Raw genomic sequence first — 17200 nt, forward strand, 5'->3', positions numbered from 1 at the left:
CATCGTCGTCCGAGCAATCTCGACGACAGTGCCGGCCGGTCCACCTACGATGCGGCGGATGGATCGTGAAGAGCTGATCGCCTACGTCCGGTCGCACCGGGAGGCAGTCCTGTCCACGATCGGACCGGACGGGTCGCCGCAGGCCGCCTACCTGCCGATCACCGCGACCGACCGGGGCGAGCTCGTGCTCGACGCGCGGGCGTCGTCGCGCAAGGTCGCGAACGTCCGTCGGGACCCGCGGGTGGCGGTCGTCGTCGGGGGCGCCGACGGGACCACGCTGCAGTGCGAGGGGACCGCCGACCTGCCGGACGGCGCCGACCGGGACGCCTGTGCGCGGGCCTACCTCGACGCGTTCCCGCAGTTCACGCCGTCGCTGGCTGACCCGGACATCGTCCTGGTCCGGATCCGGCTGACCTGGGCGCGCTACGGCGACTACCGGCCCGGCGCCTCGTCGTCGCAGGACGTCGACCTGGGGGTCCCGATCCGCCGCGTCCGTCCCGACGACTGGCGCGCGGCGCGGGCCCTGCGGCTGGAGGCGCTGCAGGACGAGGCTGCCGGCATCGCGTTCCTGGAGACCTACGAGCGGGCCTCGACCGAGCCCGACGCCTTCTACCAGGGGCGCACCGCCCGCGCGTCGGACGGGGACGACGTCGCGCAGTTCGTCGCCGTCGACGGGTCGACATGGGTGGGCTCGGTCACGGTGATCGTGCAGCGGGCCGGGTCGCTCGACTACCACGGGCATCCGGTCGAGCGGAGCCGCGCGACGGTGGTCGGGGTCTACGTGCGCGGCGAGCAGCGCGGTTCCGGGCTCATCGACCGGCTGCTCGAGGAGACCGCGCAGTGGGCCCGTGACCTGGGCTTCGACGAGCTGACCCTCGGGGTGCACGCCGAGAACGCCCGGGCGCAGGGTGCCTACCGGCGCGCAGGCTTCGTGCCCTCGGGCGTCACCTTCGCCAGCTCCATCGGCCCGGAGCTGGAGATGGTGCGGCGGCTCTGACGGGGTGTGGAATACGACACTCCGGACATTCGGCGGCTCTCGGTCGGCTACCCTGGCTCCCCACCACGCCCGGCCGGCAGGCCCGGTGTTCGCCGCAGGCCTCCGCTCGATGCACGTCACCGCGACGCTCCTCGCCGGGCGCCACAGCACGGGTGCGACGCCGCCCCACCCCCATGACCGTCCTGCTCGAGGCACGTCTCGGACCGGCCGTGCCGCACGACGAGGAGATCCCCATGAACAAGACCCCCGACGTGGACGTGGACCGTCGCGCCGCCGCGGACCAGGACTTCGCGGCCGCGCGTGAGCTGGCGACCGGCGACGAGGCAGTCGAGCTCGCGGACCGCGCCATCACGACGTACCTGGACGAGCTCGGCGACGTGGCCTCGGCCGCGCAGGTGCTGTGGTTCCTCGGGCGGCTCGAGGACGCCCGCGGTCGCACCGACCTCGCGGCCGCGCAGCTGAGGTCAGCCGTCGAGGGGTTCGTCGTCACGCACGACGACCGCGCGACCGAGGTGGCCGACGAGCTCGTCGCGCTGCTGCGCCGCACCGGGCAGGAGGACCGTGTCGAGGAGTTCCTCGCGTGGCAGGCCCGGCTGCTCGGCACCGTGACCGGCGAGCAGACAGCCGGCCGCCGACGAGCACCCTGACGGGCGGCTCAGGGCTGGCGGCGGTGGACCGTCCACGCGTCGGCGGTGTCCAGGCCTCCGTCGGCCACGCGCGTGAACACCAGCCGGTCGTGCAGCCGGTCGCGGCGGCCCGCCCACAGCTCGACCTCGTCGCACTCGATCCGCCAGCCGCCCCACCCGTCGGGGACGGGGACGTCGTCCGGTGAGCCGGTGTCGGGGTAGAGGGCCGCGTACCGCTCGTAGGCGGCGACCAGTGCGGCCCGGTCGGCGATCGGCTGCGACTGGTCCGACGCCCACGCGCTGATCCGCGACCCCCACGGCCGGGTGGCGAAGTAGGCCGTGATCTCGTCGCGCCCCACGGGGACCGCGCGCCCGCGGAACCGGACCGCCCGGAACATCGCCGGCCACGTCAGTGACGCGGCGACCGATCCGGTGGCGATGATCTCCTGGCTCTTCGTGGAGCCGAGGTCGGTGACGAACCCCGGTCCGCGCTCGTCGAGGAAGCGCATGAGGACCGTGCGGACGTTCGCGCGGCCGTCGGCGTCGACCGTCGCCACCGACAGAGCCGTGGGCTCGACGACGTCGCCACGTTCGGCCTGCCGCGCCTGGGCCTCCGCGACCCATCGACGGACCTGGTGGAGCGGCGTCGACGACGCGACGTCGTCCTCGCTCAGTCCCTCGCCCGAGTACTCGCTGCGCACGCTGCCACCCCTCGTTCGCCGGTTCGCTGCCGGGCCTCCGGAAGCGTACGTCGGCCGATACGCTGGCGGTGGCTTCCAGGCAGCCGACCGGTCCGCGGGCAGGGCACAGCCCACCTGGGTACGAGACGGCTGCACCATCCGCCTCCTTTCGGCCCGACCCGCGGACGCCGGGCGACGAGAGGAGGTCGCCGTGGCGACCCTGCCCACCCACCCGGACCTCGGACACCTGCGCCGGCAGGCCCGCGCGCTGCAGCGCGCCGCCGTGGCCGGTGACCCACAGGCGGCCGAACGCATCACGCGGAACCATCCGCACCCCCCGGCCGACCTGTCGACGTTCCAGCTGAGCGCCGCCCAGCTCACCGTCGCGCGCGAGTACGGCTTCCCGAGCTGGCCGCGGCTGCGTCACCATCTCGACGCCCGGGCCGCCCACACGTGGACCCCCACCGACGAGGACCAGTCGGTGGCCGCGCAGTTCTGCCGGCTCGCCTGCCTGACGTACGCGGGCACCGACGGACCGGACCGCCGCGCCGCGGCACGTGCGCTCCTCGTCGCGCACCCGGACCTCGTCGACGACGACATCTGGGCGGCTGCTGCCGCGTCCCGACCGGACGTCGTCGCCCGCCTCCTCGACCCTGACCCGACGCTGGCGCGTCGCCGCGGCGGCCCGCACGGCTGGCGGCCGCTCGCCTACCTGGCCTACTCGCGGGTCGGCGGCGGGGATCCCGTCGCAACGGCCCGGCTGCTGCTCGATGCGGGCGCGGACCCGGACGAGGGCTACCTGTGGCACGGCGAACCGACCCTGTTCACGCTGCTCACGGGCGTGTTCGGCGAGGGCGAGGGCGGTCCCCGGAACCAGCCGCGCCACCCGGCGTCGATCGCGCTGGCCCGACTGCTGCTCGACCGCGGCGCCGAGCCGAACGACGGGCAGACCCTGTACAACCGCATGTTCGGCACCGACGACGACCACCTGGTCCTGCTGTTCGAGTACGGCCTCGGTCGCGGCGACGGCGGGGTGTGGCGGAGACGGCTGGGACCGGAGGCGGTCGACGAGCCACGGAAGCTGGTGCGGGACCTGCTGCGCTGGGCGGTGCAGCACGGCCAGCTCGCCCGGGTCCAGCTGCTGGCCGACCACGGGGTGGACCTCCAGGCGCCCTTCGGTGACGGCGCGTGGCCGACGGGCGGTCGCACGGGGACGCCTGCGCCGACCCCGCTGAGCCTGGCCGCCGCCAGCGGCGACCGCGCGGTCGTCGACCTCCTCGTGTCACGCGGCGCGTCACCCGTCGACGTGCCGCCGGTCGAGGCGTTCGTCGAAGCCGCGATGCTGGGCGACCAGGACCGGCTCGCGGCTCTGGGGGACGCCGTGGCGGCGCAGGCACGCGACGAGCGTCCAGGGCTGATCGTCTGGGCGGCGGCGCGTGGTCGGCACGACACCGTCACCCTGCTGGTCGACCGAGGGTTCGACGTGAACGCGTACGGGCGGGCCGACGTCCCCGTCGAGGAGCGGTGGGAGACCGCGCTGCACGCCGCGGTCAACCTCGGGGACCCCGACCTCGTCTCCCTCCTGCTGAGCCTCGGCGCCGACCCGGCTCTGCGGGACGCCCGGTTCGGTGCGACCCCGCTGGACTGGGCACGGCACCTCGGCAAGACAGCCGTGGCCGAGGTGCTGAGTCAGACGAGCACCCCCTGGGAGAACCGGGACGCCGGGCGCGCCAGGCCGTAGTGCTCGCGCAGGGTGGTGCCGGTGTACTCGCGACGGAAGAGGCCGCGGTCGCGCAGGATCGGCACCACCTGCTCGGCGAAGTCGGTGAACCCGCCGGTCAGGTACGGCGGCATGATGTTGAAGCCGTCGGCCGCACCGCGCGTGAACCAGGTCTCGATGACGTCGGCCACCTGTTCCGGCGTCCCGGCGACGAGCTTGTGCCCGCGAGCGCCCGCGAGGCGGTGCAGCAGCTGCCGCGACGTGGGCCGCTCGCGCTCGGCCAGGTCGCGGACCAGCTGGAACCGGGACGACTCCGCGCGGTCGCCCTCCACCTGGATGGCCTCGACCGGGAACGGGTCGTCCAGCTCGGCCTCGGTGAGCTCGACGCCGACGAGCCGGCGCAGCAGGTCGATCGAGTACGCGGGCTGCGTCAGCTCGTCGAGGTCGCGCTGGAGCGCCTTCGCCTCGGCATCCGTCGAGCCGAGGTACGGGCTGATGCCCGGCAGGACGAGCACGCGGTCGGGGTCGCGGCCGTGGCCCGCTGCCTGGGCGCGCAGGTCGGCGTAGTACGCCTGCGCCTCCTCCAGCGTCTGGTGGGCGGCGAACACGGCGTCCGCCCAGCGCGACGCGAACGCGCGCCCGGCGGGCGAGGTCCCGGCCTGCACGTAGACGGGCCGGCCCTGCGGGGTGCGCGGGGTGTTGAGCGGTCCCCGCACGGAGAAGTGCGGGCCGACGTGGTCGATGCGGTGGATGCGGTCGGTGTCCGCGTACTGGCCGGTGAGCCGGTCGCCGACCACCGCGTCGTCCTCCCACGAGTCCCACAGCGCGGTCACCACGTCGAGGAACTCGTCGGCCCGCTCGTACCGGTCGGCGTGCGTCGGGTGCTCGTCGAGACCGAAGTTCTGGGCGGCTCCCGGCGCGCCCGTGGTGACGATGTTCCAGCCCGCGCGTCCGGCGCTGACGTGGTCGAGGCCGGCGAACTGGCGGGCCAGGTTGTACGGCTCGGAGTACGTGGTGGACGCCGTGCCGATCAGGCCCAGGTGCGTGGTCGACGCGGCCAGGGCGGACAGCAGGGTGAACGGCTCCAGGCGGAACCGCGTCGCGTAGGCGATGTTGTCCGCGAGCGACGGGCCGTCCGCGAGGAAGAGCCCGTCGAACGTGGCGGCCTCCGCGGCCCGGGCCAGCTCGACGTAGTAGGAGAGGTCGAGGACGCGCTCGGGTGCCGACTCCCGGTACCGCCACGCGGCCTCGTGGTGACCGCCCGGGTACACGAACAGGTTGAGGTGCAGCTGCCGGGTCATCGCGCGGCCACCTCCGTCCGGGCCAGGGTGTGCGGGTTGGCCGGGCGCGCCAGGCCGTAGTGCTCGCGCAGGGTCGTCCCCTCGTACTCCGACCGGAACAGCCCGCGCTCGACGAGGATCGGCACCACGTCGTCGACGAAGTCCTCCAGACCCGACGGCAGCACCGCGGGCATGATGTTGAACCCGTCGGCAGCGCCCTGGTCGTACCAGTCCTGGATGGCGTCGGCGACCTGCACGGGGGTGCCGGAGAACGTCCGGTGACCGCGCCCGCCCCCGAGCCGGCCGATGAGCTGGCGCACGGTCAGGTGCTCGCGGCGGGCCAGGTTGACGATGAGCGTGTACCGGCTCTTGGCGCCCTCGATCTCGTCCTCCGACGGCAGGTCGGCGGGCAGCTCGCGGTCCAGCGGCAGGTCGTCGGGGTCCACCCGGAGCGTCTTGGCCAGCTGCACGCGGGCGTACTCGGGCTTGATGAGCCGGTCGAGCTCGTCCTCCTTCTCCCGCGCCTCCGCCTCGGTCGCGCCGATGACGGGAACGATGCCGGGCAGCACGATGACGCTCGCCGGGTCGCGACCCCACTCGACGGCCCGTCGCTTGAGGTCGGTGTAGAACGCCTGCGCGTCCTCCAGCGTCTGCTGCGCGGTGAACACCGCCTCCGCGTACCGGGCGGCCAGGTCCTTGCCGTCCTCCGACGAGCCCGCCTGCACCAGCAGCGGGTGCGCCTGGGGGGAGCGCGGGGTGGTCAGCGCACCGGCCACAGAGAAGTGCGGCCCGACGTGGCCGATCGGGTGGACGCGCGACGAGTCGCCCCAGACGCCCGCCTCCTTGTCGCCGATCTCCGCGTCGTCCTCCCACGAGTCCCACAGCTTGAGCGACACCTCCAGGAACTCCGCCGCCCGCTCGTAGCGGTCGTGGTGGGCCGGCTGCTCGTCGAGCCCGAAGTTGCGCGCCGCCTCGACGAACGCGGTGGTCACCACGTTCCAGCCCACCCGGCCGCCGCTGATGTGATCGAGCGACGCGAACCGTCGGGCCAGGTTGTAGGGGTCGTTGTAGGTGGTCGACGCGGTCGCGATCAGGCCGATCCGCTGGGTGACCGCCGCGATGGCGGCGAGCACGACCGTCGGCTCCAGCGTTCCCGCGGGACGCCGGCCCACGTCACGGCTCTGCGCGGGGCCGTCGGCGAAGAAGATCGAGTCGAGCTTGCCGCGCTCGGCCGTCTGCGCGAGCCGCTGCAGGTAGGCGATGTTGGTGGACGTGTACGACGGGTCGCTCTCCGGCAGCCGCCACGACGCCTCGTGGTGGCCGGTGCTCATGAGGAACGCGTTGAGGTGGAGCGGGCCGGGCCTGTGGTCGGTCATGAGACTGTCCTCTCGGTCAGGGGGACGCCGAGCGCGGCGAGGAGCTGCGCGCGCAGGTCGGCGAAACGGGGGTCGGCGGGGTCGCGGGGGCCGTCGATGCCGACCTCCACGTGCAGGGCGATGCGGCCGGCGTCGAGCACGATCACGCGGTCGGCGAGGACGATCGCCTCGTCGACATCGTGCGTGACCAGCAGGACCGCGGGCTCGTGGCGTGCGCACAGGTCCCGCAGGAGCCCGTGCATCCGGATGCGGGTGAGCGCGTCGAGGGCGCCGAACGGCTCGTCGGCGAGCAGCAGCTGCGGCTCCCGGACCAGCGACCGGGCCAACGACACCCGCTGCTGCTCCCCGCCGGACAGCTCCGTCGGCCAGGCGCGCTCGCGGCCCGCGAGCCCGACCTCCGCCAGCCGCTCGACCCCGAGCTCGCGCACCCGCGGACCCCGCAGGCCCAGGGTCACGTTGTCGAGCACCCGGGCCCACGGCAGCAGCCGGGAGTCCTGGAACACCACCGACACGCGGTCCGGCACGGCGATCGTGCCCGTGCCGTGCACGTCGTGGTCGAGCCCGGCCAGAGCCCGCAGCAGGGTGCTCTTGCCGGAGCCGCTGCGGCCCAGGATCGCCACGAACTCCCCGGCTGCGATGGACAGGTCGAGGCCGCGCAGCACGCGACCGTCGCCCTCCCCGAGGCCGTAGGCGCGGACCAGGTCGCGCACGACGACCGTGCCGTCGGTGGTCGCCGTCCGCTCGTCGGCGAGGACGCCGTGCACGGGCGGCGGGACCGCCGAGCGCTCGGGGATCACGGTCAGTCCGCGAGGGTGCGTCGCCACGTCAGGGCCCTCCTCTGCACGAGTCGGACCAGGGCGTCGGAACCGAACCCGAGGACGCCGTAGAGCACCAGGCCGACGACGATGATCTCCGTCTGCCCGTAGGTGCGCGCGAGCTCCATCATGTAGCCGATCCCGGCGGTGCCGTTGATCTGCTCGACCACGACGAGCGACAGCCACGCACCCGTGACGGCGAACCGCAGCCCCAGCAGGAACCCGGGCAGCGCACCCGGCAGCACGATCCGGCGGACGAACGCCCAGCGCGACAGACCCACCGTCTCCGCCAGCTCGACGTACCGGGAGTCGATGGTCCGCAGCCCGTTGTGGGTGTGGATGTACACCGGGATGAACACGCCCAGCAGGATGGTGACGACCTTCATGGTCTCGCCGATGCCGAGCCAGAGGATGAGCAGCGGCAGCAGCGCGAGGCTGGGGATGGCCCGCTTGACCTGAACGGGTCCGTCGATGAGCGCCTCGCCCACCCGGCTCAGGCCGGACACGAGCGCGAGCAGGGTGCCCAGCACGATGCCCAGGGCCAGCCCGAGGAACGCCCGCTGGGCGGAGACCGCGAGGTTCTCCTGCAGCCGACCCTGTTCGAGCAGCTCGCCGGTGGTGGTGACCACCGTCCACGGAGCCGAGAGGGTCCGCTGGTCGATCAACCCGGTGGCGCTGCCGATCGACCAGACGACCAGCAGGGCGAGCAGGCCGAGCGCGGCTCCGCCCGGGATCGCCCTTCCGGGTCCGAGCCGGCGCGTCGTCCGTCGGCGCGCCCGGGGGACCGCTGTGGGCCGCGGTGCGACGAGCGCGCGGGGTGCGGTGAGCGCCGACATCAGGAACCAGCCCGGTACTGCTCGACGGCCTCGGCGACGACCGGCGCGAACCGCTGGTCCCACAGGTCCGCGGCGTCGAGCACCTCGTTGCCGGTCTCCTTCGCGAGCAGGTCGATGGTCTCCTGGTGCCGCGCGATCGGCTCGGTCCAGTCCGCCGGGATGTCCGGGATGCCGGCGTGCTCGACCAGGTAGTCCGCGTCGGCCTGGCTCAGGCCCTGGTTCTCGACGTAGTACCCGGCCTTCCACTCCTCGGGGTGGTCGTAGATCCACAGCTTCGCCGCCGCCCACAGGCCGACGTAGGCGCGCAGGGCGGCTGCCTTGGCGGGGTCGTCGAGGGTCGACGTCGGTGCGTAGAGGACGCTCGGGTCGTCGCGGAGCCCGTGCTCGACCGTGTGGGCGCCGTCCTTGCCGTAGTTGTCGAGGTAGCGCGCGACCTGGACCCCTCCGAGCGGGGCGATGTCGATCTCCTTCGCCGCGAGAGCCGTGGGGTACACGTCCCCCGTGCTGGGCAGCTCGACGAGCTCGACGTCATCCGTGGTCAGGCCGGCCTCCTGCAGGGCACGCAGCACGATGGCGCCCTGGGCCTGCCCGGGGCTGTACGCGATGCGGTGGCCCTCGAAGTCCTCCAGGGACTCGATCCCCTCGACGCCGGGCGCGACGCCGAACGAGTAGATCGGGTTCTCCTCCCAGTCCTCCCGGTAGGAGGCCGCGACGATCCGCACGTCGAGCCCGGTCCACGTCGCGTGGATCGGCGGGATGTCCGCGACGGCTCCGACGTCCAGCGACCCGGCACGGAACGCCTCCGTCGTGGCCGGCCCGCCGGACACGTTGGCCCACTCGATCTCGAAGCCGAGGTCGCTGTCGAGGTCGTCGCCCGCGAGCTTCACGGCGACCTGGATGGCGGGGTCGCCGACGACGAGCTTGGTGCCCGCCGAGACGGTCGTGGGCAGCGTCGCGTCGGGCGCGCCGCTCGCGGCAGGGGTCGCCGCGGCGTCGGAGCACGCGGCCAGCGTGGCGACGAGGAGGGCCGCGGCGACGGCAGAGAGGGGTCGAGAACGCATGGTGGAGCCTTTCGATGGCATGGCGGAGCTGTCGTGCGCAGGACGAGGCAGCACGGCAGGAGGTCGGGTCCCCGGAGCGTCGGGGGGCGGAGATGGCCTGGGGTCAGCGACAGGGCTGACAGGCACCGCTGGTCGACGGGTCGACGACGAGGCACCACAGCGCTGCGCTGTCGGTGCGGTCGGTCACGCGACTCGTGGACATGGGGCGGGACCATGCCAGTGCGGCTCGGGCGTGACAACAGTGACGGGCGAGGTTTCCAGATGATGAGATTTAATAGAGGACTTGTCTTATAGGAGACATGTCCTCTAGGTTCGGATCATGTCGCTCAAGCATGCCGTCCTCGGGTTCCTGTCGATCGCCCCGATGAGCGGCTACGACCTGCGCAAGCACATGGAGGAGTCGGTCGCGCACTTCTGGCCGGCGGACCAGGCGCAGATCTACCGCACCCTCGGACACCTGGCGGCAGACGGCCTCGTCGACGTGCGGACCATCCCGCAGGAGGGCAAGCCGGACCGGCGTGAGCACTCGATCACCGAGGCCGGGCTGGCCGAGCTCGACTCCTGGCTCGCGGCGCCCGTCGAGTACGTGCCGTCGCGCGAGGTGTTCCTGGTGCGGCTGTTCTTCGTCGGCCGCCTCGGCACCGACCGTGTCCGTGCCGTCCTGGAGGAGCGCGCTGCGGAGGCCCGCGAGCTCGCGGCGGTCCTGGAGCAGACCCGAGAGGCGTCCGAACAGGCGCTCGCGGCCGCCGGCATCACGCCGACGCTCGAGATGCGCCTGCGCCTCGCCACCCTCGCCAACGGGCTCGTGCACGCGCGCGCCGAGCTCGACTGGGCCCAGGACCTCCTTGCCGAGCTGACCGACTGAGTCACTCCCGAACGGACCGACCGCTACCCGGCGGCCGGGCGATGCCCCACGCCCGAAGGAGCCACCATGACCATGACCGCTACCCGCACACGCAAGCCTGCCACCCGGCAGGGCGTCCTGATCTACGCCCTCGGCGTCCTCGTCCTGTCCACCGTCGCCGGACTGGTCATGGCGTCGTCGCCCGACCCGGAGACCAGCGCCGGCGCGCTCCTCTTCGTGATGAGCCCGCTGCTCCTGGCGGTCGGCCTGCGCACCCTCGGGCGTGAGGGCTGGGCCGACGCGGGCCTCCGCCTCGGCCGCGAGCGCGGCTGGTACGCGGTGGCGCTGCTGCTGTTCCCCGTCCTGTTCCTGGTCCCGGTGGTGCTCGGCGCGCTCACCGGGGACGTGCACGTGGTGCCGGGCGCGGCCGAGCGGTTCGCCGTGCTGTTCACCACCGGGCTGGTCGCCCGCCTGACGTTCGCCGCGTTCGAGGAGTTCGGGTGGCGGGGATACCTGGAGCCCCGGCTCGCGGCGCTCGGGGTCCCTGCGCTGCGGCGGCACCTCGCGGTCGGCGTCCTGTGGGCCGTGTGGCACGTGCCGTACATCGTCGCGTTCGGCGACGCCTACACCACGCTCCCCCTGGCCGTGCAGATCCCGATGTTCTCCGTCGCCGTGCTCGCCATGGCCGTCATCTGGGGCATCGCCCGCGACCGCACCGGCAGCGTCTGGCCTGCCGTGCTCGGGCACGGGATGGCCAACGCGGTGGCGTGGCCGCTGCTCGCCGCCGACGTCGTCGTCATCGACACCCCGCTGCTCTTCGGCGCCCGCCCCGAGAGCCTCGTGGTGCTCCCGCTCCTGATCCTGACGGCCGTCGTGGTCTACCGGCGCTGGGGACGCGACACCGTCGGTACTGTCCCTGCATGACCGACCAGGCAGTGGCGCGACGAGTCCCGTGGGCGACCGTGATCGGCTGGGTCGCGCTGCTGCTGGCGGTCGTCGGGGCGGCCGGTGTCGTCGTCGCCGGGATCTACGCGGTCGACGGTGCCCGGAACCCGCAGTCGTTCGGCACGCTCGGCGCTGTGGTGGTCCTGATGTACTCGCTCGTGCCCTCGCTGCTGGCGCTGCCCGTCGGGATCGCGCAGGCCCGACGCGGCTGGGCACCACGCTGGCGCAGCAGCACCACCGTCGTCCTGGCGGCCCTCGCACCGGTCGCGACGGCGGTCGTGCTCCTGGTCGTGGCCGCACGCGATCTCAGCAGCTGAGCCCACGACCATGCGCGTCGTGAAAGGCACCGTCGTCGTCGAGGGGACCTTCTCGGAGTCGGATCTCGTCCGCAGATACGCGTCGCGACGCGAGTTCGAGCTCTGGAGACCTCGCGGACCTCACGCAGATCGAGGAGCTGCACATCCTCAACACGAGGGGCGCGCTCGTGTTGCCGGACCTGCGGCGGCTCGACCACCTGATCGCGACGAAGCGGGAGGCCGACCTGTTCGTCGAGTACCTGGACCGGTACGGCAAGAAGGCTCACCGGGAGAGCGGTGTCGTGAGCCGACGGATATCCCCGTGCACCCGGCCGCAGCGCCCTCGTAGGTTGCAGCGATGGAGCAGCCCCCCATCCACGACCACTACGACACCCTCTACGACGAGGACACGCGTCTGCGTGAGGGCCTCGGCCGGCTGGAGCTGGCGCGGGTGCAGGAGATCGTCCGCCGCCACCTGCCCGCCGACGCCCGGGTGCTCGACGTGGGCGGCGCGACGGGGGTGCACGCCGAGTGGCTGCTCGACGACGGCCACACCGTGCACCTGGTCGACCTGCTGCCCGGACACGTGGCCCGGGCCGACGCGCGACTGGGCAGCCACGAGCGGTTCACCGCGTCCGTCGGCGACGCCCGTGCGCTCCCCCAGCCCGACGCGTCGGTCGACGCCGTGCTCCTGCTCGGTCCGCTGTACCACCTGACCGACCGCGCCGACCGCCTGGCCTGCTGGCGCGAGGCGCTGCGCGTCGTGGTGCCTGGCGGGGTGGTGGTCGCGATGGCGATCAACCGGTTCGCGTCCCTGTTCGACGGGCTCGCGCAGTCCTACCTGTTCGACCCCGCGTTCCGCGCGATCGTCGCGCAGGACCTGGCGACGGGGGTGCACGAGAACCCCACCGGCGACCCGCGCTGGTTCACGACCGCCTACTTCCACCGGGCCGACGAGCTCGCGGCGGAGGCGACCGAGGCCGGGCTCCTCGTGCGGGAGACGGTCGGCGTCGAGGGGATGGGCCACTGGATCAAGTCTCTGGCGTCCGCGTTCGACGACGAGGACCGCCGCGAGGTGGTGCTCGACGTGGCCCGCGCGACCGAGGCGGAACCCAGCCTGATGGGCCTCAGCCCGCATCTGCTCACGGTGGCCACCCGACCCGTCGGCTGAGCCGTGCGGCGGAGCGCGCCGCGACACCCCTTGCACCTCACGTGACGTGAGGGCCTAGCGTCGGGCGCAGCGGTTCCGACCGTGGACCGCGGGTCGAGGAGGAGCGAGCGATGACGAGCCTGGTCCCGTACCTGACGGTGCACGACGCGTCCGCGGCGATCGCGTTCTACGCGGCGGCGTTCGGCGCCCAGGAGTCCGGCGAGCGCGACGAGGGCGACGGGAAGATCGGCTTCGTCGCCCTGACCATCGGCGGTGACCCGTTCTACCTCCGACGAGTTCCACGAGTACGGCGCCTACGCCCCCGCGACGCTGGGGCACAGCTCGTGCGCGATCGTGCTCGGGGTCGACGACGCCGACGCGGTCTACGCGGCAGCGGTCGCCGCCGGTGCCAGCGCCGACCGGGAGCCCTCCGACCAGGGCGACGAGAAGCGCGGCTGGCTGGTGGACCCGTTCGGGCACCGCTGGGCCATCCACTCCCCGATCCGCTGAGAGATGGTCGACGAGTGGCGGGTCGGTGAGCTGGCCGACGTCTCCGGCCTGACCGTCCGGACCCTGCACCACTACGACGACATCGGGCTCCTGACGCCCGACCGCACCCCCGCGGGCCATCGCGTCTACCGGCGCGAGCAGGTGGAGCGGCTGTACCGGATCAGTGTGCTGCGGCGGTTCGGGACGTCGCTCGAGGACATCGGGGCCGCGCTCGACGACCCGACCTGGACCCTCGACGGCGCCCTGCGCACCCACCTCGCCACGCTGGAGGACCAGGTGCTGCGGATGGAGCGCGTGCTGCACCGGCTCGGCGACGTCCCCGCGGCGGGGCCCGCCGACGAGGACGTGTGCCGGCGCCTCCTCGCCGTCCTGGAGGACACCACGGTCGCCGCCACCGAGCCGCTGCGCCGGATCGCCGTCCTGGTCTACGCCGACCTGGAGGCGGCCCGCCAGCACCTGGTGGACGTGTTCGGGCTGGAGCCCGGGCCGCTGCGCCGGGACGACGCCGGCACCGTCGTGCACGCCGAGGTCCGCACCGCCGACGGGGTCGTCATGCTCCACCGCGTCGCTCCGGAGTGGGGGCTCGCGTCCCCGGCGACCCTCGGCGCGGCGACCGGCATGCTCGTGGTCACCGTCCAGGACGTCGACGCCCACCACGCCGCCGTCGTCGCACGCGGGGGCACCGTGACGTTCCCGCCCGCCGACCAGTCCTACGGCGTGCGGGAGTACGGCGCGCTCGGGCCCGAGGGTGAGCCCTGGTCGTTCTGGTCGCCGCTGCCCTGAGCCTCGAGCACGGCCAGGTCACGCTCGGCGTACCGGCGGTGCTCCCACTCCTCGTTGAGCACCACCCGCAGGCACTGGCGCACGGTGAACGAGTCGCCCTCGTCGGGCCAGCCCGGACCGACCAACGGAGCGCCCCGGACGTCGAGCTGCTCGTCGGTCAGGCCGTCGACCACCGTGCGCACCAACGCCATCGCGGCCAGCCGCAGCGCCAGCGCCTCGTCGAGCGACGGTCGCGCGTCACGGTCGCGCGGGACACCCGGGCGCGGGCGCATCTCGTCCCACGGCAGGGACAGCGGGTGCCACGGCGTGGGGTCGCCCAGCACCGCACGGCCCACCCAGGACTGGGACGCGAACGCCAGGTGACGCAGCGTCTCGATGAAGGACCACTCCTCGGCGACCGACTCGTGCAGCCGCTCGGGCGGCAGCCGCCGGGCGCGCTCCACCGTCGTCGCCCACAGCCGCTCGTTCAGGTCCCACGCGTGCCGGAACCCGTCGGCGGTGGTCGGCCGGAACAGGGGCCGGTCGGGGTACCGGCGGTCGAGCTCGGCCTCGATCAGCGGGGCGACGTCGACGCCGTTGATGACGAGGTCCTCGATCTCCCCGTCGATGGTGGAGTGCGTGATCTCGACGCCGCGCATCACCACCTGGTGGAACCCGACGGCCCGGAACGTGGCGCCGGTCAGGTCCACCATCGTGAAACGGGCGTCGTGCAGGTCGGCGTTCTCGAACCGGGTACCGCGCAGGTCGGCCAGGTCGTCGCTCATCGGCCCACGGTAGGACCCACGTCCGACACCCGCGTGTGCTCGGATGGGCCTGTGAGCGACGACTTCCACGACCCCGAGCTGATCTCCACCGGACGGCTGCCCCGGGAGGAGCTGGTGGTGCAGCTCATGCAGGACGCGTACGACCGGTACGTGACGGTCGACACCGGCGCTGTCGCGGACTACATCCCGGCACTGGCCGACGCCGACCCGGCGCTCTTCGGCCTGAGCATCGTCTCGGTCACGGGCGCCTCCCACAGCGTCGGCGACGCCCTGCACGAGTTCTCCATCCAGTCGGTGTCCAAGGCGTTCGTGTTCGCGCTGGTCTGCGACGCCCTCGGTCCGGAGGAGGTGCTCGGGAAGGTCGGGGTGAACAACACCGGCCTCCCGTTCAACTCCGTGATGGCGCTCGAGCTCAACGGTGGCAGCCCGATGAACCCGCTGGTCAACGCCGGTGCGCTGGCCACCACGAGCCTCGTCCCGGGCGCGACCGCCGAGGACAAGTGGGCGTTCGTGCAGGCCGGCCTGTCCGCGTTCGCGGGCCGACCGCTGACGCTCGACGACGACGTGTACGCCTCCGAGGCGGCCCACAACCGCCGCAACCAGGCCATCGCCCGCCTGCTGGAGTCCTACGGCCGCATCGCCCACGACCCGCTGGAGACCACCGACGTCTACACGCGGCAGTGCTCCCTGCTGGTGTCCGCGACCGACCTGGCCGTCATGGGCGCCACCCTCGCCGACGGCGGCGTCAACCCCGTCACCGGCGAGCGCGTCGTCGACCCGTCCGTGTGCCGCTACGTGCTCGCCGCCCTGGCCACCAGCGGCCTCTACGAACGCTCCGGCGAGTGGCTGTTCAGCATCGGCCTGCCCGGCAAGAGCGGGGTGTCGGGCGGCATCGTGACCATCGCCCCCGGCAAGGGGAGCCTGAGCACCTTCTCCCCGCGGCTCGACGCGGCCGGCAACAGCGTCCGCGGCGGCCTGGCGACCCGCTACCTGTCGGGCGCCCTCGGCCTGAACCTGTTCGCGTCGCGCGCCGAGGTCGAGCCCGGCGGGGACGCGCAGATGTGAGGACGAAGCAGGGGCGACTCGGACAGTCGCTCATGCGTGGCGCGTGCCGTGCCGATCCTCTGGTTGCGTCCGACGACCACAGATCGGGCACCCACCACGCGACGTGAGGAGCTCGTCAGCCATGACTGCTTCGCCGAAGCGGCACCGACACCGTGCCGAGCCGCTGTCGCGGCGCGCGCCCTCGTGGCCCCGGTCGCGCACCATCTCCCCCCTCGTGAGCATCGGGATCGTCGCCGTCGCGGTGCTGACCAGTGCGAGCGCCAGCTCGGCTCCGCGCACCGGCAGCGCCGAGCCGGCCCAGCAGGCACCCACGGCGGCCCTGCTCCCGGCGGCCACCGCCGTGAGCGCTCCGTCGGACGCGACGTGGACCGCCCCCGACGCCGACCTCCCGTGGCTGGGCCCGGCGATCGACGCCGAGCTGGCACGCATCGCCGCGGAGCGCGCCGAGGCGGAGCGGGTCGCTGCCGAGGCTGCGCAGGCCGCGGCGGACGCGGCGGCGCAGGCAGCGGCGGAGCACGAGGCGGCCGTACGGAAGGCCACACGGGAAGCGGCGCGTCGTCCGGGTGCGGTGCCGTCGAGCGTCCCCGTCGGCGACGTCAAGGAGTACGCGGCGTCGTTGGTGGCCGCGGACCAGTGGGGCTGCCTCGACGCGCTCTTCCAGCGCGAGTCCGGCTGGAACCCGGCAGCGATGAACAAGTCGTCGGGAGCGTTCGGCATCCCGCAGGCGCTGCCCGGCTCCAAGATGGCCTCCGCCGGCGCGGACTGGCAGACCAACCCGCTCACGCAGGTGCGCTGGGGCGTCTCCTACATCAACGGGCGGTACGGCTCACCGTGCGGGGCGTGGGCGCACTCGGAGTCCCACGGCTGGTACTAGAGACTGCTCCTGTCGGGGCTTACGCTCGTACGATCCGCCGCAGCCCGCGACGCTACCCACGGGAGCACCCGTGACCGACACCCTCGACCGGCCCGTCCTCGACCTGGACGACGACGTCCGCGAGCGCCCCGTCGTGACCCGACGCCCGACCCACGCGCCGGCGCCCGCGTACCAGCCGCTCTCCGCGACGGTCCGCTACCCCCTCGGTCCCGTGCCCGACCTCGAGGACGCCGTCCCGGAGTCCGTGCCGGTACGCACCCGCCGACGGTCGCCGTGGCCCCGGCTCCGGCTCGGCCGCATCAGCGTGCGGCTCCGGCCGTCGACCTGGCCCCGCTCCCGCGTCGCGGCGGGCCTGCTCGCGATCTTCCTCGGCGCCTTCGGGCTGCACCGCATGTACCTCGGCTACTGGCGCCGCGGCCTGACGATGCTGGCGATCACGGTGGTCGGCGGCTTCTTCACGCTCGGTCTGGCCGCGCTCGCCATGGGTCTGTGGGGGTTCGCCGAGGGCCTGCTGATCCTGTCCGTGCACCGCGGCCGGTACGCGCGCGACGCCCACGGCAAGCAGCTGCGCGGCTGAC

At 73.4% G+C, this 17200-nt stretch carries 19 protein-coding genes; 12 read left to right on the forward strand and 7 right to left on the reverse strand.

Annotation, left to right across the window (positions count from 1 at the left end; translation table 11 throughout):
- Window positions 1-58: 58 nt before the first annotated feature.
- Both ASD16_RS22075 and ASD16_RS17045 read left to right on the forward strand, forming a co-directional pair.
- The gene (locus ASD16_RS22075) at window positions 59-997 is read left to right on the forward strand and encodes a GNAT family N-acetyltransferase (RefSeq protein ID WP_200942977.1); all 939 of its coding nucleotides are present in this window, start codon (window positions 59-61) and stop codon (window positions 995-997) included.
- Window positions 998-1230: 233 nt separating this feature from the next.
- Window positions 1231-1644 (forward strand): hypothetical protein, encoded by a 414-nt coding sequence (locus ASD16_RS17045; RefSeq protein WP_235523376.1) that lies wholly within the window; start codon window positions 1231-1233, stop codon window positions 1642-1644.
- 8 nt (window positions 1645-1652) lie between these two features.
- Here the strand turns inward: ASD16_RS17045 and pdxH are convergent, their stop codons facing one another.
- Window positions 1653-2324, reverse strand: a complete 672-nt coding sequence (pdxH, locus tag ASD16_RS17050; protein WP_055920188.1) for a pyridoxamine 5'-phosphate oxidase — start codon at window positions 2322-2324, stop codon at window positions 1653-1655.
- 190 nt (window positions 2325-2514) lie between these two features.
- Here pdxH and ASD16_RS17055 point away from each other — a divergent pair, with 190 nt between their 5' ends.
- The gene (locus ASD16_RS17055; protein WP_055920191.1) at window positions 2515-4044 is read left to right on the forward strand and encodes an ankyrin repeat domain-containing protein; all 1530 of its coding nucleotides are present in this window, start codon (window positions 2515-2517) and stop codon (window positions 4042-4044) included.
- Here ASD16_RS17055 and ASD16_RS17060 read toward each other — a convergent pair.
- From ASD16_RS17060 to ASD16_RS17080, 5 genes are read right to left on the reverse strand one after another with little or no spacing between them, the layout of a single operon-like run.
- Window positions 3993-5324, reverse strand: coding sequence for an LLM class flavin-dependent oxidoreductase (locus ASD16_RS17060; protein ID WP_055920194.1), 1332 nt, complete (start codon window positions 5322-5324; stop codon window positions 3993-3995). The two genes, ASD16_RS17055 and ASD16_RS17060, sit on opposite strands and share 52 nt — an antisense overlap.
- The gene (locus ASD16_RS17065) at window positions 5321-6679 is read right to left on the reverse strand and encodes an LLM class flavin-dependent oxidoreductase (RefSeq protein WP_055920197.1); all 1359 of its coding nucleotides are present in this window, start codon (window positions 6677-6679) and stop codon (window positions 5321-5323) included. The genes ASD16_RS17060 and ASD16_RS17065 overlap by 4 nt, the downstream gene beginning before the upstream one ends.
- Window positions 6676-7503 (reverse strand): ABC transporter ATP-binding protein, encoded by an 828-nt coding sequence (locus tag ASD16_RS17070; RefSeq protein ID WP_082570926.1) that lies wholly within the window; start codon window positions 7501-7503, stop codon window positions 6676-6678. Before ASD16_RS17070 ends, ASD16_RS17065 begins: the two co-directional genes overlap by 4 nt.
- Window positions 7479-8330 (reverse strand): ABC transporter permease, encoded by an 852-nt coding sequence (locus tag ASD16_RS17075; RefSeq protein ID WP_055920200.1) that lies wholly within the window; start codon window positions 8328-8330, stop codon window positions 7479-7481. The genes ASD16_RS17070 and ASD16_RS17075 overlap by 25 nt, the downstream gene beginning before the upstream one ends.
- Window positions 8330-9391, reverse strand: coding sequence for an ABC transporter substrate-binding protein (locus ASD16_RS17080; RefSeq protein WP_055920202.1), 1062 nt, complete (start codon window positions 9389-9391; stop codon window positions 8330-8332). Before ASD16_RS17080 ends, ASD16_RS17075 begins: the two co-directional genes overlap by 1 nt.
- A gap of 319 nt (window positions 9392-9710) precedes the next feature.
- Here ASD16_RS17080 and ASD16_RS17085 point away from each other — a divergent pair, with 319 nt between their 5' ends.
- The 6 genes from ASD16_RS17085 (at window position 9711) to ASD16_RS17110 (ending at window position 13919) form a co-directional block, all read left to right on the forward strand.
- Entirely contained in the window at window positions 9711-10256 is a 546-nt protein-coding gene (locus ASD16_RS17085; protein ID WP_055920207.1) for a helix-turn-helix transcriptional regulator, read from the forward strand.
- Between the two features lie 66 nt (window positions 10257-10322).
- Window positions 10323-11159 carry a CPBP family intramembrane glutamic endopeptidase gene (locus ASD16_RS17090; RefSeq protein ID WP_055920210.1) on the forward strand — a complete coding sequence of 279 codons (837 nt, stop codon included), beginning with the start codon at window positions 10323-10325 and terminating at the stop codon, window positions 11157-11159.
- The gene (locus ASD16_RS17095) at window positions 11156-11497 is read left to right on the forward strand and encodes a hypothetical protein (RefSeq protein WP_157453981.1); all 342 of its coding nucleotides are present in this window, start codon (window positions 11156-11158) and stop codon (window positions 11495-11497) included. Before ASD16_RS17090 ends, ASD16_RS17095 begins: the two co-directional genes overlap by 4 nt.
- A gap of 337 nt (window positions 11498-11834) precedes the next feature.
- Entirely contained in the window at window positions 11835-12647 is an 813-nt protein-coding gene (locus ASD16_RS17100; protein WP_055920216.1) for a bifunctional 2-polyprenyl-6-hydroxyphenol methylase/3-demethylubiquinol 3-O-methyltransferase UbiG, read from the forward strand.
- Window positions 12648-12899: 252 nt separating this feature from the next.
- Window positions 12900-13136 carry a VOC family protein gene (locus ASD16_RS17105; RefSeq protein WP_055920220.1) on the forward strand — a complete coding sequence of 79 codons (237 nt, stop codon included), beginning with the start codon at window positions 12900-12902 and terminating at the stop codon, window positions 13134-13136.
- 3 nt (window positions 13137-13139) lie between these two features.
- On the forward strand, window positions 13140-13919 hold the full coding sequence (locus tag ASD16_RS17110) for a MerR family transcriptional regulator (RefSeq protein ID WP_055920223.1): 780 nt from the start codon (window positions 13140-13142) through the stop codon (window positions 13917-13919).
- On the opposite strand, the gene ASD16_RS17115 is transcribed toward ASD16_RS17110, so the two are convergent.
- Complete coding sequence (locus tag ASD16_RS17115; protein ID WP_082570927.1) at window positions 13847-14683, reverse strand: DinB family protein; 837 nt, start codon at window positions 14681-14683, stop codon at window positions 13847-13849. The two genes, ASD16_RS17110 and ASD16_RS17115, sit on opposite strands and share 73 nt — an antisense overlap.
- A gap of 51 nt (window positions 14684-14734) precedes the next feature.
- Between ASD16_RS17115 and glsA the strand changes: the two genes are divergently transcribed.
- The 3 genes from glsA to ASD16_RS21535 all read left to right on the forward strand — a co-directional run bounded on the left by glsA (window position 14735) and on the right by ASD16_RS21535 (window position 17199).
- Complete coding sequence (gene glsA / locus ASD16_RS17120; RefSeq protein ID WP_055920227.1) at window positions 14735-15748, forward strand: glutaminase A; 1014 nt, start codon at window positions 14735-14737, stop codon at window positions 15746-15748.
- 214 nt (window positions 15749-15962) lie between these two features.
- Entirely contained in the window at window positions 15963-16622 is a 660-nt protein-coding gene (locus ASD16_RS22080) for a transglycosylase SLT domain-containing protein (protein WP_235523377.1), read from the forward strand.
- Between the two features lie 70 nt (window positions 16623-16692).
- A complete protein-coding gene (locus tag ASD16_RS21535; RefSeq protein ID WP_082570928.1) occupies window positions 16693-17199 on the forward strand; it encodes a TM2 domain-containing protein in 507 nt (168 codons plus the stop codon).
- Window position 17200: the final 1 nt, after the last annotated feature.

Origin of the sequence: Cellulomonas sp. Root485 (assembly GCF_001426705.1) — a bacterium.
GTDB lineage: Bacteria > Actinomycetota > Actinomycetes > Actinomycetales > Cellulomonadaceae > Cellulomonas.